This is a genomic window from Lacticaseibacillus rhamnosus (genome assembly GCF_900636965.1).
Classification (GTDB): domain Bacteria; phylum Bacillota; class Bacilli; order Lactobacillales; family Lactobacillaceae; genus Lacticaseibacillus; species Lacticaseibacillus rhamnosus.
On the sequence record NZ_LR134331.1, the window covers coordinates 423318 to 440344 of the forward strand.

12 protein-coding genes and 1 pseudogene are annotated in these 17027 nt (G+C 43.0%); 6 read left to right on the top strand and 7 right to left on the bottom strand.

Annotated elements, in window-relative coordinates:
* Nucleotides 1-55: 55 nt before the first annotated feature.
* Both EL173_RS02100 and EL173_RS02105 read right to left on the bottom strand, forming a co-directional pair.
* Entirely contained in the window at nucleotides 56-1540 is a 1485-nt protein-coding gene (locus EL173_RS02100) for an SLC13 family permease (protein ID WP_005691487.1), read from the bottom strand.
* A gap of 1 nt (nucleotide 1541) precedes the next feature.
* Complete coding sequence (locus EL173_RS02105) at nucleotides 1542-2819, bottom strand: FAD-dependent oxidoreductase (protein ID WP_014571103.1); 1278 nt, start codon at nucleotides 2817-2819, stop codon at nucleotides 1542-1544.
* Nucleotides 2820-2965: 146 nt separating this feature from the next.
* On the opposite strand from EL173_RS02105, the gene EL173_RS02110 reads away from it, so the two are divergent.
* From EL173_RS02110 to EL173_RS02130, 5 genes are all read left to right on the top strand, one after another.
* Nucleotides 2966-3859: a LysR family transcriptional regulator gene (locus tag EL173_RS02110; RefSeq protein WP_005691489.1), complete on the top strand. Its 894-nt coding sequence runs from the start codon at nucleotides 2966-2968 to the stop codon at nucleotides 3857-3859.
* Nucleotides 3860-4138: 279 nt separating this feature from the next.
* Nucleotides 4139-4975, top strand: coding sequence for an SAM hydrolase/SAM-dependent halogenase family protein (locus tag EL173_RS02115; protein ID WP_005685070.1), 837 nt, complete (start codon nucleotides 4139-4141; stop codon nucleotides 4973-4975).
* An 82-nt stretch (nucleotides 4976-5057) separates the two neighbouring features.
* Complete coding sequence (locus EL173_RS02120; protein ID WP_005691490.1) at nucleotides 5058-5618, top strand: ECF-type riboflavin transporter substrate-binding protein; 561 nt, start codon at nucleotides 5058-5060, stop codon at nucleotides 5616-5618.
* A 1-nt stretch (nucleotide 5619) separates the two neighbouring features.
* Nucleotides 5620-7320, top strand: coding sequence for an ABC transporter ATP-binding protein (locus EL173_RS02125; protein WP_005691492.1), 1701 nt, complete (start codon nucleotides 5620-5622; stop codon nucleotides 7318-7320).
* Complete coding sequence (locus tag EL173_RS02130; protein WP_005691494.1) at nucleotides 7317-8153, top strand: energy-coupling factor transporter transmembrane component T family protein; 837 nt, start codon at nucleotides 7317-7319, stop codon at nucleotides 8151-8153. Before EL173_RS02125 ends, EL173_RS02130 begins: the two co-directional genes overlap by 4 nt.
* Nucleotides 8154-8277: 124 nt before the next feature.
* Here EL173_RS02130 and EL173_RS02135 read toward each other — a convergent pair whose 3' ends face one another.
* The 3 genes and pseudogenes from EL173_RS02135 to EL173_RS02145 all read right to left on the bottom strand — a co-directional run bounded on the left by EL173_RS02135 (nucleotide 8278) and on the right by EL173_RS02145 (nucleotide 12467).
* Complete coding sequence (locus tag EL173_RS02135) at nucleotides 8278-9300, bottom strand: LacI family DNA-binding transcriptional regulator (RefSeq protein WP_005691496.1); 1023 nt, start codon at nucleotides 9298-9300, stop codon at nucleotides 8278-8280.
* 93 nt (nucleotides 9301-9393) lie between these two features.
* Complete coding sequence (locus EL173_RS02140) at nucleotides 9394-10773, bottom strand: SLC45 family MFS transporter (protein ID WP_005685063.1); 1380 nt, start codon at nucleotides 10771-10773, stop codon at nucleotides 9394-9396.
* 18 nt (nucleotides 10774-10791) lie between these two features.
* A pseudogene (locus tag EL173_RS02145) lies at nucleotides 10792-12467 on the bottom strand (alpha-glucosidase).
* A gap of 410 nt (nucleotides 12468-12877) precedes the next feature.
* Here EL173_RS02145 and EL173_RS02150 point away from each other — a divergent pair.
* Complete coding sequence (locus tag EL173_RS02150) at nucleotides 12878-14401, top strand: flavocytochrome c (protein ID WP_005685061.1); 1524 nt, start codon at nucleotides 12878-12880, stop codon at nucleotides 14399-14401.
* 165 nt (nucleotides 14402-14566) lie between these two features.
* On the opposite strand, the gene EL173_RS02155 is transcribed toward EL173_RS02150, so the two are convergent.
* On the bottom strand, nucleotides 14567-15346 hold the full coding sequence (locus EL173_RS02155) for a class II aldolase/adducin family protein (RefSeq protein ID WP_005685060.1): 780 nt from the start codon (nucleotides 15344-15346) through the stop codon (nucleotides 14567-14569).
* A gap of 274 nt (nucleotides 15347-15620) precedes the next feature.
* Entirely contained in the window at nucleotides 15621-17006 is a 1386-nt protein-coding gene (locus EL173_RS02165; RefSeq protein WP_005691506.1) for a PTS galactitol transporter subunit IIC, read from the bottom strand.
* Nucleotides 17007-17027: the final 21 nt, after the last annotated feature.

A 17027-nucleotide genomic window follows, 5' to 3' on the forward strand; every position in this document is an offset into this window, starting at 1 on the left:
CAGAACCGCTTTTTAGCTTAGATATTTTGAAATTAAAATATCTTTGGGCGGCTTATTAATTAAAGATCAGTGACGCAACAGGATAACCAACGAATGCTAAGATAAGTATACCAGCAACGGCTAGCGCCAATCCATATCTTAACATCACCTTAAGATCTACCCACCCAGAACCACCAGCAAGTGCCATGGGTATCGTTGAAGGTGGTGTTGACCATGCATAAGAGGCACCAGCGGCAATAAGCGTCGTGAGCGCCGCTACATTTACATTTCCAAGAGCTGTAGCTAATGGAATTAGTAACGAGTAGAAAACTGTTGCCATAATCGTACTTGAAATAAATTGCTTTAATAGAACCAGTAAGAACATCGCTACTAATACGAATAGGAAACTAGAAAAGTCACCGACAACTGGACCAACGATTTTTGCAAAGTACTTGGTAATTCCGAGTTTATCTTGTACTAGTGCAGTGGATAAAACTAAGACAGCTGCATTGAATATTAATGTGTTCCACGGCACGCCCTGAGTTGAAGCAACTTTAAAATCCATTATTGGCTTGCCATCAATACTGATCAAGCAAAGCAAGATAACGCCGATAAAAGCAGGAATGGCATTTCCTAAAGAAGACATGTATGCGCCAAATGCAGGATAGAAGTTTCCAATTGTTCCTTGAATAATCCAAATACCAATGACACTGACGAACACGAATGCGGTGATCTTTTCTTGTTTAGACATAGGGGGTAACTCTCGGCGTAATTTATTTGAATCAAAGTTGCGCAAAGGATTAACATCAGGACGGTAAAAAAATTTGTAGATTAGTATGAACGCAATGAAAACGAGCAGTCCAGTGATAATGCCAACAATGCTATATGATACAACGTCAATGTTTATGTTGGTATCACGAGCCAGGAATGTTAGTGGAATTAGAACAATGGCATGTCCGATAGGTGTCATTGAAGATCCAATGCCGACGCACATTGCAAGACCCAGAATAATCATCTGCGGTAAGCGATCCCCCTTTTTTAAACCTAGTTCTTTGAATAACTCCTCAGCTATTGGGATGAAAACTAACAAAGCGGCCGTTTGAGACATAAAAGCCGAGAGAAAGACTGAGGCGAAGAGAAAGATCACAATGAAAGTCCATGGACCGCGACTAGCAAATTTGTTAGATACTGACCAAATTGCAATTCGTTTTGACAAACCCGTTTCTGCCATAACGTAACTGATCATGAAGAATGCATAAAGAAAAGAGTTCACCCAATTGCCAATTCCATTGGCAAAAATCTCAGTCTGAGTCATGATCTGGAAGATAACGATGACTGTCATGCATAATAGGCTGGTCCACCCAATTCCCGCAAAATTCCAAAGTAACAATATGCCGATGAAGATTCCTATCATTTGCATGGAGTCAACTGATAGTCCATCTGGAGCGGGGATAAAACGAAAGAGAAATATAAAGGCAAACGAAATCACGTTCATAATCTTTTTCGAATTGATTTTGCCAAGAAATTCAGTAATACTAAAAGCTTTTGCCGTAGTTTGCATATCAGTTCACCTCACTAAAATTTGAAACCAGATTTGTTTGATTTAAGACTTGCTGTAATTTGGAAGGAGAGAAATCATAGATATTCTTGTGAGCGTTAATTGCATAGGCAAAGATGGCACCAACTGATTCGCCAACATTCATAACTATTGGCATAACTCTCGTAGCTGCAAAAGTTTCATCATCGGTTGATATTGCTTTGCCTATTACAGCAAGATTGAGATCTTCCTGTGGGAGACAAGCACTAAAAGGAATTTGATACATACTGTTAATTTTCATAAAATGAACTTTTTTTGTAATCGGATCATGAACATCGACTGGATAGCAGCCAACAGCAACACAGTCTTCAAATTGGCGTGCCTGCTGAATATCAGATAAGCTCAACGTTGTTCGTCCTTTGAGTTTAATGCTTGCCCTAACGCCTAGAATTGGTGCGATATTTGAGATATAAGAATTTTCACAACCTGGGATATTTTCTTTAATGAATACAATGATTGAACTTATTTGTTTTCTGCTTTCTTGCAATCCTCTTGAAAGTTGCAAGGCATCACGATAGTCGACGCTTGTTCTGGTAACATTCACGCTTACATCGTTGGTTCCCGGTATTGGAGCAAATGCAAGTATTCTCCCTTTAATAATGTCCTTGGCAAAGGCATCATTAATTATTTCTGACAGATGACCGCTGTCAATAAATTCCTGGAGAGTAGTAAGATCTACATTAGAAAGTCTGAACAATTGTGTCGATACGGGAATTTTATTTGAAGCTAATGGTTGAGTTTGACACCCTAAACTAACTGCAACTGCAGAATTACTGGTTCCATCAATGATGTACTTCGTTGAAAGCTGAACTGATTTACCAAAACTTTCAGCTTCTATTTCAAATCCATTTGTCAATTTCTGTGCAGACCTGAAGGAAGTATTGTAGTATATGCGAACGTTGTTTTCAGTCAATAGATCCTCCAGTATCAGTTTCAAAACTTCGGGATTATACCGGAGTCGATCTACTCGTATACTTTTGTCGGAAGACATTGGTAATTGGTAATAATATTTACCTGAATTCCATTCAACGAGACGATCAAATATCTTTTTTTCAAAACCTTTATAGATCAATCTTTTTTTAAATGTGACTGCGTTGAATTCCGCTAACCCTGATAAAGTTGCATTTCCCCCACAGGTGGATTGTTGTTCAATAATGGTTACCTTTATACCCCTTGAAGCGGCTGCTAATGCAGCCATTACGCCTGCGGTTCCACCACCAACGACTATTAAGTCTGAATTCATCAAAATGTCCTCCTTGAGCATATCCTTTTTTTCTGTTGTACAACAGGCTGTTGGTGTTAGAATAAAATAGCGCTTTCATTCGTGCAATCGATTTAATTCACTACTTCTTTCGGTAAAACCGATTTATCAGAGCAGAGAGGACAGTCATGAATCTTAATCAACTGAATTACTTTTTGGTGTTGGCTAGAGTTGGTTCATACAGTGAAGCGGCATTTCAATTGGATATTGCCCAATCAACATTAAGCCAGTCAATGCTGAATCTTGAACGAGAATTTGGAACACCATTGTTTTATGCTGAGAAACGAGTTACTTATTTGACCGGGGCAGGGGCTGTTTTTCAAGAAGAGGCAAAGAAAATACTTCAAGATGTTGCTCAAAGCAAGGAAAAGGTAGCTCAATATCTAAATGGAAATATCGGAAATGTCACGATTGGAGTTTCCGGATCTTTTGGAGTGAATATTGTTCCTAAGGCCATTAGACGTTACCGACAATTTCATCCAGAAAACCTTGTAAATTTTAGTATCATTCAAGGAAATACCGAACAGATATTACAAGGTATCAGGGATCACGATGTTGACTTTGGAATCTGTTCCTACTCAAGGCATAATGAGGATATCGAATTTTCATTAATTGAACGGGAACCCTATGTTGTCATAACCAGCAGATGGCATGAACTTGCTGAACGTGAACAGATTTTAATCTCAGAAATCCTTAAGTATCCGCTTATTACTTTTAGCACTCAGAGCGCTGTTTACTATGACATTGCACGTATGCTGAATGTTGATATGACAAAGTTAGACATTGTTATGCAGGTTGACGACTCATCCATGATGGTGTCGCTTGTAGAGTCTGGTATTGGGATTGCAGTCATACCACGTATCTATGTGTTAGATAACTTTGATGTCAAAGTTTTGAATTTAGAAGATCAACGATACCGGGATATATTTTGTGCGTATCTGAAATATCAAATTCTTTCTCCGGTTGCGAAAGAATTTCGGTCATTAATACAGCTATCAAGTATCAGAAATAGCAAAGGATGAACCGAATTAAGCGTCTCCAAATTTGACGGTATTGAATTTCAATCAATCTTAATTTTTTCCGGCAAGAAATTTGAGGTCCTTGGTATGCGGAAAGATTTATAAACTAAGCAGTTTAAGTTTGAACACAGCCTTTACACCCGAACATTTCTCAGCTAAACTCTGATTACATTCAGTTTCCACAGAACCCACAAACAAGTACCAAAACTGAACGAAACACAGCAGCATCTGCCAACGAACAATTGGTCATAGGATGCTGCTGAGAATATAGGAGGCGAGTAGATGGCAAAGTTAGTGTTGCAGACAGATTTCGGATTGGTGGATGGTGCCGTTGCGGCGATGTATGGGGTGGCTTATGGTGTTGATGATAAGCTGTCGATTCATGATTTGACGCACGAGATTCCACCGTATGACATTTTTGCGGCGTCTTATCGGTTGTATCAGACGACGAAGTATTGGCCGGCGGGGACGGTTTTTGTTTCGGTGGTTGATCCGGGTGTTGGCAGTGATCGACGGAGTATTATTGCGGAGACGGCGGACCATCATTTTGTGATTACACCGGATAATGGGACGTTGACGCATTTGGCGAAGTTTGTTGGTTTGAAGCGGGTGAGTGTGATTGATGAGGCGGCGCATGCGTTGCCTGGTAGTCAGGAGAGTCACACGTTTCATGGCCGGGATATTTATGCGTACAATGGCGCAAAGTTGGCGAGTGGCCAGATTACGTTTGAGGATCTAGGGACACCGCTTGCTGCTGATCAGATTGTAATGTTGCCGTTGGGCGAAGTGACGCAGCAGGAAGGCCAAATTGCCGGGACAATCGATATTTTGGATATTCGGTTTGGTTCGTTGTGGACGAATATTCCGCTGGATGCGTTTAAGAAGCTTGGCGTGGCACCGGGCGAGTTGGTGCAGGTGTCGATTTATTATCATGATCAGATGCGGTATCAAAACCAGATGCCGTTTACGCGGACGTTTGCGGCGGTACGGGTTGGCGAGCCGCTGGTGTATGTGAATTCATTGCTGAACCTTGGCGTGGCGATTAATCAGGATTCATTTTCGAAGTTGTATCATATTGGTACTGGCGTTGATTGGCATATCACTGTTAAGCGGCTTTAGGTATAATGAATTCATTATGAAAATGTTGCGTCAGCTAATCATTCGTTGACGTTGTGGCACGAATGATACGAGGAGGATTTTTATGCGAGATCACAAAGTTTTGAGTGTCCGAACGGTTGTTGCAATCGGGATTGGTACTGCAATTTTATTTATTTTAAAGCGCTTTGCCGTTATTCCAACTGGGATTGCTAACACGAATATTGATATTTCTTATGGTTTCTTGGGCTTTATTGCAACGCTGTTTGGACCGATCGCCGGCTTCTTTATCGGTTTTCTCGGCCATGCACTGAATGACTTTACTCAATACGGTCAGCCTTGGTGGACATGGGTTTTCACTACCGGTTTGGTTGGCTTTGTGATTGGGCTATTTTGGCGGCGGTTTAACGTTGAAGCCGGCAATTTTGGTGCGAAAAAAATTGTGGCGTTTAACGTTTTGCAGGTGATTACGAATGTGGTTAGCTGGAGTCTGATTGCACCGACGCTGGATATTATCATCTATAGCGAACCGGCTAATAAGGTTTATGTTCAGGGGATTGTTTCGGCAATTTCCAATAGCATCGCAACTGGTGTGATCGGGACGATTTTGTTGGTGGCGTATGCAGCAACGCGGACACGTTCTGGCAGTTTGAAGAAAGAGTCTTAATATGGCGGCACCAGCAATTCAACTTGATCATGTGACATTTCAATATGACAGTCAGGCTGAACCGACCTTACACGATATTAACCTGACAATTCAGCCAGGCGAAAAAGTCTTGATTGTCGGGCCATCCGGGTCAGGCAAATCCACACTAGGCAACCTGATTAACGGGCTGATTCCACATGCATTTCCCGGGAAATTAAGCGGGACAGTGAAGGTGAACGGGAATGTTGTGCAGGATCAGAGTCTGGCTGCATTGTCGCTGAATGTCGGAACGGTGTTGCAGGACCCAGATGCCCAATTTGTCGCGTTGACAGCCGGCGAAGATATTGCCTTTGCATTGGAAAACAGCGCCGTGGCTCCGAGTGAGATGCACACCAGAGTTAAAAAGTGGGCCGAGCGTCTGAAAATTGGTGATTTATTGGCGCAGGCACCGCAATCACTTTCTGGCGGGCAAAAGCAGCGGGTGGCAATGGCCGGCGTCTTAATTGATGAAGGCGACATTTTGCTGTTTGATGAACCGTTGGCGAGCCTGGATCCGGCAACCGGTGAAGCATCAGTGGCGTTAATTGATGAGCTGCATCAAACCTATCATGTCACGGAAGTCATCATTGAGCATCGACTGGAAGACGTGTTGCGGCGGCCGGTTGATCGCGTGGTGGTGATGGCAGATGGCCGCATTCTCGCTGACGACACCCCGGAAGCATTGTTGCGCGGCCAATTGCTCCAAAAAATCGGACTACGCGAGCCGTTGTATCTTGAAGCAGCCGAGTTTGCAGGTATTGATTTGAAGCAGGCAACGCACTTGGCAAACCTCGAAACATTCGACGCCCCGAATTTAGGTGCCAAACTTGCAGACTTTACCACCGAGGCGCCGAAAACGGTCGCCGATCAGCCGCAAACACCGCTGTTGACGGTTGCCGGCTTACAATTTGCGTATCCAAAAGGCCGCCAGATTTTCACCGATTTGAACTTAACGCTGCATCATGGTGAGATGGTGGCGTTGGTGGGACGCAATGGTGTCGGCAAGTCTACCTTGAGCCATTTGATCGCGGGGTTTCTGAATCCGAATGCTGGCCAGATTACGCTGGATGGCGAGGATTTGGCCACATGGTCGGTTAAAGAGCGGGCAGATAAGATTGGCTATATTCTGCAGGATCCGAACCAGATGATTAGCAAGCATTTGATTTTTGATGAAGTTGCACTGGGACCGCGATTACGTGGTTGGGATGAAGACCGCGTCAAATCGGCAGTGCTATCGGCGCTTAAAGTTTGCGGCTTGTATCCATTCCGTTCCTGGCCAATTAACGCGTTGAGTTACGGTCAAAAGAAGCGGGTGACGATTGCAGCAATTTTGGTACTAGAGCCGGCATTGATGATTCTTGATGAACCGACTGCCGGTCAGGATTGGCGGCATTTTACCGATATGATGCGCTTTTTGACCAAGTTGAATGACCAAGGCATTACGATGATGTTGATTACCCATGATATGCACCTGATGTTGGAATATGCGCAGCGGACGATTGTGCTCGGCGATGGCGGCGTCTTGATGGATGCCACGCCCGCTGCGGTATTGACCAATCCGGACGTGATTCAACACGCTTCGCTGGCCCAACCCAGCCTATATCGTTTAGCCAAACGCTTAAATCTTGACCCGCTGGCATTTACCCAAGCAGTGATTGATCAGGAACGGAGGGTGCGCCAATGAATTCTCTTTTTGGATACGACCCCCAAGACACGTGGCTGCACCGTTTAACCGGAGCAACTAAAATGTTGGCGTTCCTCGGCATTTCGGTTATTGTCATGGCCAGTTACGACACACGCTTCGTTTGCGCAGTCATGCTGGCTTCGATTATTTTATTCTTACAAGCAAAAATTCACTGGCACCAAATTAGCTTGGTTATCAAAATTATTACCATTTTTGCGGTCGTGAACCTATTACTGGTTTATGTCTTCTCGCCGCAATACGGGGTGGGGCTCTATGGAAGCAAACATGTTTTGATCCATGCCGGCTACCTGACCCTGACTCAGGAACAGCTATTTTATGAACTGAATCTCGCTTTAAAATACATCGTAACTGTCCCGCTGGCCTTGATCTTCTTAATCACCACCAATCCCAGCGAATTTGCGGCGAGTCTCAATAAGTTACACGTATCGTATCGCATCAGCTACTCGGTGGCCTTGGCACTGCGGTACATTCCCGATGTCCAAGCCAATTTCCGCCAAATCAGCCTAGCTCAGCAAGCGCGTGGCTATGAATTGTCGCGCAAAGCCAAGCTGTTCCAGCGGCTGAAAGGGATGGGGCAGATTCTCATGCCGCTGATCTTTACAAGTCTGGATCGCATCGACCAAATCAGCCAAGCCATGGAACTGCGGCGTTTTGGTACTGGTAAGCGTCGGACGTGGTACATGGATCAGCCGCTTCGGACACCTGATTGGTTGGTGCTGGGTGGTGTTGTGGTGATTACTGTGGTTGGATTGGTGCTGTTTCGGGTTAATGGCGGGCGGTTTTTTAATCCGTTTCTGGGCTCGAACCAGTAATTATGCGTGACCGACTGTTCAATCAATAGAGATAAATATATGGCAATGGCGGCACGATTCTCCTGAAGTTAAGGAAACCGTGCCGCCATTATTATGTCAATCGAGAATTAGGTAAGAGGAAACCTTATTTGTCTTGATGGCCAATATCTCTTACACTTTCTCGTTCAACAATTGAAATTGATGTGTAAATTTGCTGTTTGGAGACTATTTTCTTTTCTGCGTCAGGCGCTTCCAATCGTTTAACGCCTTCAACCCCCATTTTATAGAATGCTTGGGTGACACTCGTTAACTGTGGTTGTACCATTTCGCATATTTCAGTGCCGTCAATGCTGACTATTGATAAATCGTCTGGAATATTTAGGCCAAAGTCGCGTGCTTGGTTCAAAATACCGACTGCGGCTTCATCACTTCCGGCGATAATACCCGTTAACTTTGTTTTGCCTCCGTAAGCTTTCATTGCCGCTTGGCCAGAAGTATAACTATAGTCGCCTAGTTGCACCCAATCATCTTTTGGCGTGATACCGGCTTCTTTTAGGGCCTCACGGTAACCCTCTAAACGAAGTCTTCCTGTATAAGGATACTTGTCAATAGCGGCTAATCCGATTTTTCGGTGTCCTTTAGCTAAAAGTAACTGTGTGGCCTGATATCCGATTTGGCGATCGTCAGAGCTAATGAATGGGAATCGCTGATCATTAAATCCAATTGATAAGAAACAAAACGGTATTTGAGACTCCTGCAAGAGTTCAAGATTTTCAGCGGATAGTGCAATTGACAATAATAGAATTCCTCTAACAGGACGTTCAATAGCAGTCATAAGAGCTCGTCTTTGTTCAACAGGATCGGCACTATTTGAATAGATGATAATTAAATTCAATCCATGCTTAATTGCTTCTGATTGAATACCATCAATAATTTGACCTGAAAAGCTTGTCTTGACAGAACTAACAACGGTCGCAATGACGTTACTGCGCTGTTTGACTAACTCAACTGCTGCTTGGTTTCTTTTATAACCTAGTTCTTTAGCAGCAGCACGTACCTTTGCGGCTGTAGCCTGACTATATCCGGATTGTTTGTTACCCAAAACGCGGGAAACAGTTGATGCTGCAACTCCTGTCTTTCTTGCAATATCCTTGATTGTTGCAACCATACAATTGCCTCCTGATTCCAAATGATATTTACCAACAATTGTACATTCTTAGGTTCTTAAAGCAAGAATTACAAGGAGGTACTTCAGCAAATTCTATTTTCCTTCATGAACGATAACTACGGAAATAGCACCGATGACCATTGACACAAAACCGACAATCATCATCATTGATTGACTGTTACCCATCATTGGGAAAATGATGAAGCTTAAAAGTGATCCAAAGATTTGAGGTAAGCAAATTGCAATGTTAAATAGCCCTAAATATGATCCTTCATTTTGTCCATTCAGAGAGGATGTTAACAAGGTAAATGGCAGTGTATTGATCGTGAAGTTACCGATGCCATATAGCGCAAAGGCGGCTAAGGCAATCCACTTATTACCAGTAGTTGCTGTAATAATGATACTGATTGCATTTGCAAATAAGCCAAAAGAATACCAGAATTTCCGTTGATTTGGTTTTGTTTTAGCATAAACGAATCCCCAAAGTAGGGCGGCAACGCTATAAAAGGCTGTCATAACGCCGTACCAATTTCCGGCAGCCTGGAAGCCTGCCGACATGGGATCAGTTGTATTCCAGATGTTTTTTGCCATGGCTCCGGTTGCATAAGTCCAAGTGTACATGATGCCGATCCAACTGAATAATTGAACAACAGCCAGTTCCCAGAAAGACTTTGGCGCTGTTTTTGTAAGTTGCCAGAGACTTGGGGTTTTAGCGTGTTGCTTTTTGAGGTCAATTTCATGATATTTGGCATACGTTTCAGGATCATACTCCTTGACCTTGAGTACGGTTACGAAAGTGGTCAAAAGGAGGATGGCTGCGCCGATTAAGTAAGCCCAAATAACTGTATTAGGTACCTGACCTTTAGCGGCAGTATTTGACATGCCACCCATCGTCAGAAGGTAGGGCAGCAATGCAGCCAAGATACCGCCAGCGTAACTGAAGATCTGTTGCCAAGACCATGCCAGATTCTTTTGCTTGTTATTGACCATGTCGCCGGCCATCATTCGATATGGAGCTAGGCAAACATTGCTGAACAAGTCCATGAGAGCAATTGCGACAGCAGCGTATACAAGCGCAGTGATTGAGCCATAGCCAAAACCAAATGAGCCAGTAAAGGGAAGCATAACCATCACAATGGCAGCAATTGGCGCACCAAACAACAAATACGGGATCCGGCGGCCAAAACGGGTCCAGGTCTTGTCAGAATATTTACCTAGTAGTGGCTGAACAACCATGCCTAACAAGGGTGGTAGTAGAAAGAAGAAGCCGAGACTATTAGGATTAACGCCAATCGTTTGGGTGATTCGACTCATTTGAGATCCTTGTAGCGTAAACGCCATGTTGACCCCAATGCACCCAAACGTCATGGCTAAGATCGTCTGCATGGACAGGTCAGGCATACTGCTATCGACTGTGGTCGTTTCGACTTTTTCCTTGCTATCTACTGAAGGATTCATCGTATTTTTAGACATATTAGCTATACCTTTCTCTTAGTATTGATAAACTTTTGCTTCATATGGCCGAATGTTGTCTCCTTGATCATCAGCGTAATTAGAAATTAATATTTTCGCGTGACTTGGAAGATCATAATGGCGAGTCAAGTTTTTGTTCGTGTAGTTTAGAATGACGACAAGTGTGGTATCAGCGTTTGTTCTTGTGAAAGCATAAATCTCCTCATCGTCAGAATTTCCGGGGATTAATGCGTAGGTGCCGTCGGTGATGACTGGGAGTGTATGACGTAGCTTGATGAGCTTTTGATAATAATAAAACACTGAATTTGGATCACCCAATGCTTGTTGAACATTAATAGTTTTAAAGTTTGGGTTCATTTTTCCCAAGGACTGTGTTTCGAAAAGCCTGCATTTTCGTGATCACTCCATTGCATCGGCGTCCGCGCATTATCGCGGCTATGCATCTTGATGTAATTCATCATGGTCGTTTTGTCGACAAGATGTTGCTCTTCAACGATTTGGTGATAAGAGTTAAGTGAATCAATATCAACATAGTCTTCAATTTTGGAGAAGTATGCATTGGTCATGCCTATTTCTTCACCCTCATAGATATATGGGGTTCCTTGTTGCATGTGCAGCATGGTCGCAAGCATTTTAGCGCTGAGGACGCGGTTTTCTTCGGTGGTATCATCGCCAAATCGGGATACGACTCTTGGTTGATCGTGGTTATTCCAATAAAGTGAATTCCATGCTTTTCCGGCTAAGGCTAATTGCCATTTGGTCAGATTGGCGCGAAGATCTTTTAACGAAGCCTTACGATCGGCCCAACGTCCTAGGGCGGGGTTTGAATTGCCGTCCAAGCCCATATGTTCGAATTGAAAGACCATGTTTAGTTCTTTGTTGTCAAGGCTGGCATATTTTTCAGCCTCGTCAACTGTCACACTTGGGGTTTCGCCGACACTGATCAAATTGTGTTTGCTCAGCACTGTCTGATTCATTTCTCGCAAGAATTCGTGGACATGATGTCCGTTGGCAACTAAGGGTTCGGGATTAGCATATAATTCCTGTTTGCCTTTTTTACCATCAGGCAATCCCTCAGGCTTAGAAATATAATTGATAACGTCCATGCGAAATCCATCAACGCCCTTGTCTGCCCACCAGTTCATCATGTCGTAAACGGAATGTCGTACTGTAGGGTTTTCCCAATTTAGGTCTGGTTGTTCAGGGGCAAACAAGTGTAAATAATACTGGTTTGACTGAGCGTCATATTTCCAAGCAGACCCGGTGAAGAATGATCCCCAGTTGTTTGGCGCTGTGCCATCTTTCCCATCTCGCCAGATGTAATAGTCTCTATACGGGTTATCTTTGCCTTTTCGTGATTCTTGGAACCAATGATGTTCGTTAGAGGTGTGATTAACCACTAAGTCCATCATGATTTTAAGCCCAAGTGAATGTGCTTTTGCTAATAATTCGTCAAAGTCTTTCATCGTACCAAAAGTTGGGTTAATCGCCTGATAGTCCGAAATGTCGTATCCATTATCGACTTGAGGTGACTTATAGATTGGACTTAGCCATAAAACATCTACACCTAATTTCTTAATGTAGTCCAATCGCTCAGTTATACCTCTTAAATCTCCTACGCCATCGTTATTGCTATCTTGAAAACTAGCTGGGTAGATTTGATAAATGACCGCGTTTTTCCACCATTTTTCCACTGGTAAAATCCTCCTAATAGCTCTTCATTGACATTGAAAACACAAATACATTGAACAAGATAAGGTTATCTGTGCACCATGAGATCCCTCGCTACCAAACCGGAGCAAGGATTGCATGTGAGATGAACTAAATCCGATCGGCCTAAATGATAAGGGTTTAGACAGAGCAAAAGAGTCAATTCAATAATCAGTACTTGGTTTGAAAGTTACGCAAACGTTTGCTTAAAATGAATGTAATCCCTTTCATTCTGAAAGTCAATGTTTTCCGGAGATTGTGATTAACTTTATTTATGATACGAACATAATGTGGACTGCTGCCGGGGCGCAATAAAGAATTTTCTAGTTGAGTTAATTTGCCCTGTTTGTTACGCTGTTCACGTGAACAAGTACACATGACAGGGGGAGTTATTTTGAAAAAGTGGGTTAAGATATTGGGCTTTATCGCCTTTTTGAGTGTGATTCTGGTAGGTTGTAGCAGTCAGACAAGCTCAAAATCAAGTTCTTCAAGTTCAAAAACTAACAAGTCAACGAGTAGTAAAGTTACAAGCGGTGCTTCTCAGCAAGGCTATTCGGATCCGAAAACTATGAAGAGCAAATATGATATTGTGATCGTCGGTGCTGGTGGAGCAGGAATGACAGCTGCTATTGAGGCAAAACAACAAGGTATGAACCCTGTAATTCTTGAAAAGATGCCGATCGCTGGCGGTAACACGTTAAAAGCTTCTAGTGGAATGAACGCTAGCCAGACTAAGGTCGAAGCGGCACAGGGAGTTAAGGACAGCAATGACCAATTTTATGAGGAAACCTTAAAGGGTGGCGGCGGAACCAACGATAAGGCGCTGCTTCGGTATTTTGTCGATAATTCTGCGGGTGCAATAGATTGGTTAGACTCAATCGGAATTAAGCTCGATAAGCTAACTATTTCCGGTGGTATGTCAGTCAAGCGAACCCACAGACCTCATGATGGGTCAGCAGTTGGCGGTTATCTTGTTGACGGTTTGGTTAAGGAAGTCAAAAAGGAAAACATTCCACTATTTGTAAATACTGATGTCACTAAGTTGAATGAAACGAATGGTAAGATTACTGGTGTTACTGCAAAAGTTAATCAAGACAAAACTAAAAAAATCGTTGCTAAGGCCGTTATTGTCACAACTGGTGGTTTTGGTGCAAGTAAGCAATTAATTAAGAAGTATCGACCTGATTTGGCGCATTATGTCACAACCAATCAGGCGGGCGCTACTGGCGATGGTATTAAGATGATCGAAAAGGTTGGCGGGTATGCGATTGATATGAAGAAGATTCAGATTCACCCGACTGTAAATCAGAGTAAACATATCTTGATTGGTGAAGCTACCCGTGGTGAAGGTGGTATCTTGGTCAATCAAAGCGGCAAGCGGTTTTTCAATGAAATGAATACACGTGACAAGGTATCAGCTGCAATCAACAAACAGAAAGGCAAATACGCTTGGGTAGTCATTGATTCCGGCGTTCGGCAACGATCAAGTGCGATTGATTTCTATATTAAGGACAAGCTTGATGTAGAGGGCAAGACACTCAATGATTTGGCTAAAAAGATGAAGGTTCCAGCTACTACGCTTCAGAAGACTGTAGCGACATGGAACGATGCCGTTAATAACAAGAAGGATAGTGAATTTGGGCGGACAACTGGGATGGATCACGGTCTGACAACAGGTCCTTACTATGCATTTAAGATTGCGCCCGGTATTCATTACACAATGGGTGGCGTTAAGATTAATACAAAGACTGAGGTGTTAACCAAGAAACAGCAACCAATTCCTGGGTTATATGCTGCTGGCGAGGTGGCTGGTGGCCTTCATGGAAACAACCGAATCGGAGGAAATTCTGTGGCCGATATTGTTATCTTCGGTCGACAAGCAGGTACGCAAGCGACTGCTTTCGCGAAAGCTCAGTAAGATAAGTCGCGTACTTGAGAAAAGACAGTTGTCACCATGTTTTAAGTACTTCTATTCATTTGAATATTAAAAAAAACAGCCATACCAATTTTGACACTGGTATGGCTGTTTTTTAAACCGGATTACGCAATAAATTTTTGTCTACATGGCAATCAGAATTACGTACTAGTCACCGTTAACTGCCACTGCTTTACGGTTGTAAATGGGTGTTCCGTCTTCTAAATCTTCCAATGAGCCAATCTTGTTTCCCTTAGAGTAGTAACCGTCTAAAAGACCTAACTTTTGCATTAGGGTTTGTTTAAAGGCGATATCGGCATTCCATTCAACTGTATCTACAATTGCAAGTGCAGAATGAAGTGCGGTCAATCCATCCATATCTTTGCCACCAGTGGTAATGAGCACACCGTGGCTATTCAAAAGATACATATGCGGGATTGCTTTCTCACCAATCTTGGCAATGTTAGCGGAGACCAGTTCCGCTAATGGTTCTGAACAGTTCGGTTCGAATGGAAGGGTTTCAATAAAGCCTACCTTTTGAGTTGCTTCGGTGATATTCGGCATGTTCAGGCCACTGGTTGCCCAAAACATAGCATTCTTAGCGTGTGAATGGAAAACGCATTTGATGTCGGGATTTGCGTCATAAACCGCTTCATGCATATTAATTTCGCGGGTCAAATTTCCTTCGCCAGCTATAATCTTACGGGTGTGAGGTTCAACAACCAAGATTTGTTCTGGAGCCAGATCGCCCAAATATGCCTCGGACATCATTGTCGGCGTCATGATGATATATTCTTTTCCGGTATCTTCCGCACTCACTTTAAAAGAAATATTTCCGCCTGCAATATTTGTATCATCGCGTTCCATCACGATTTTTACAACTTTGGCAAGATCTTCGCGTTCATGTTCAAACATAATTCGACCCTTAGGTGCTTTAAACATAGTCATTTTAATTACTCCCTTTTTTTAGATATGACTTTGACTTGATGACATGAGACTCGATCAGTTCACGTTTGATGATCGCTCTTTTCTTCTCGTTTTCTGAAAAGAGAGGACGATAACCCTTTTCCTTAATCAAAAGGCCAAGAATTATGACGAAAATATTTAACCAGTAAGTTTTTGAAGTTATTGCAAAGACAAAGATTCCAAAGGTGATAAAACTAGTGATTGTCCACGTAAGTCTTTGAATTCGTATCTTTTTATTAGCCATGATGTTTCGCTTCTATCCTTTTGTACTGGCCGTTGCTGTAGGCTGGTTAGTTTTATCGACATACTTTCTAGCCGGGTTTGGATTTTTCTTAAATGAACGATAGACAATCCAGAAGAGAGCCATCAGCAAAGCAAGTCCCAATAATGCCAGCCAGCTGCCTTTAAAGCCTTGAGCCATCAGGAAACGCAGATCTGGTGCTTCAATTGAACTCCAGGAAACAGTTGATCCCTTAGGTACTGCAATAGCCTGAGTTGATTTTGCAAGTGCGGTGAATTCGTTAGCAAAGAAGGTACCACCGTACAGGAATAAAGGTTCGTAGATGATTCCCAGAACAACCATCCTTAACAGGTTTCCACCAGTTAATAACAGTCCGCCAACGCCTAAACAGTAGTTGATGACGCCTGCAAACGGCAGAATTGTATTTCCTGGTAGAACTGCGGCATACAAAATGCTAACTGGAATAAGGATGACCATTGTGACCCATAACTCAGTACTTTGACCCAAAATCGGCCAATCAAGTCCGATAACAAATTCTCGATTTTTGAAACGCTTTTTCATAAAGTTGCTCATTGTCGTTCCAAATGGTGTGAGAGAGTCCATAAAGAACTTTGCCATCACTGGGAAGATCGCCATAATTGCGCCGGTGGTAACAGCTAGATTTAGAGCCTTACCGATTGAATATCTACCAGCTAGGGCGAGTACCAGACCGATGATGAATCCCATGACAACTGGTTCTGAAATAATGCCGATTTTCTTCTTGAGTGCCTTTGCATCCCAGCGGTGATTGAAGACTGGAATGTAATCCATTAATTTGTTAACCGGCGCCATTAACACGGCAGTGAAAGCTTCAATGTGGGTTGTTGTAACACCTGGATAACCAAGCATTTCATGGATTTCTTCTGACCACATATCGCCAAGTTTTAACATAACGATGACTTGAATTGCACCAGCAGCGAATGCCCAGATATAACTATTAGTTGTTGAATAAACCATGTATCCGGTCAAAGCTACTCCCCAGATATTCCACATATCTGCGTTTATAACATTTGTTGTCTTTGTCAAAAGCATGATTAGGTTAACGCCAATTTCTACGGCAAAGAAGACGAAAGCTAGTGGCCACGCCCAAGTGATTGCAGCGGCACCGGTCCAGCCAAAGTCAACGGTAGGTAAATTGATTCCGGTGTTTGTTGCCAAGGCTTTTGCAGCGGGACTGACTGCAGCAACTAAAGCGTTGATTGCCATTGTCATACCTACGAAACCAACACCGAGGTAAAGACCGGAAAGTATAGCTTTAGAAGCTTTCATGCCAAACGCGAACCCTAAAATCATAATAAGGGCAGAAACAACGACTTGTGGTCCAGGAGAGAGAATCGCCTGAACAATTTCATTCCAATTCATAATTCAGTCCTCCAAATTGAT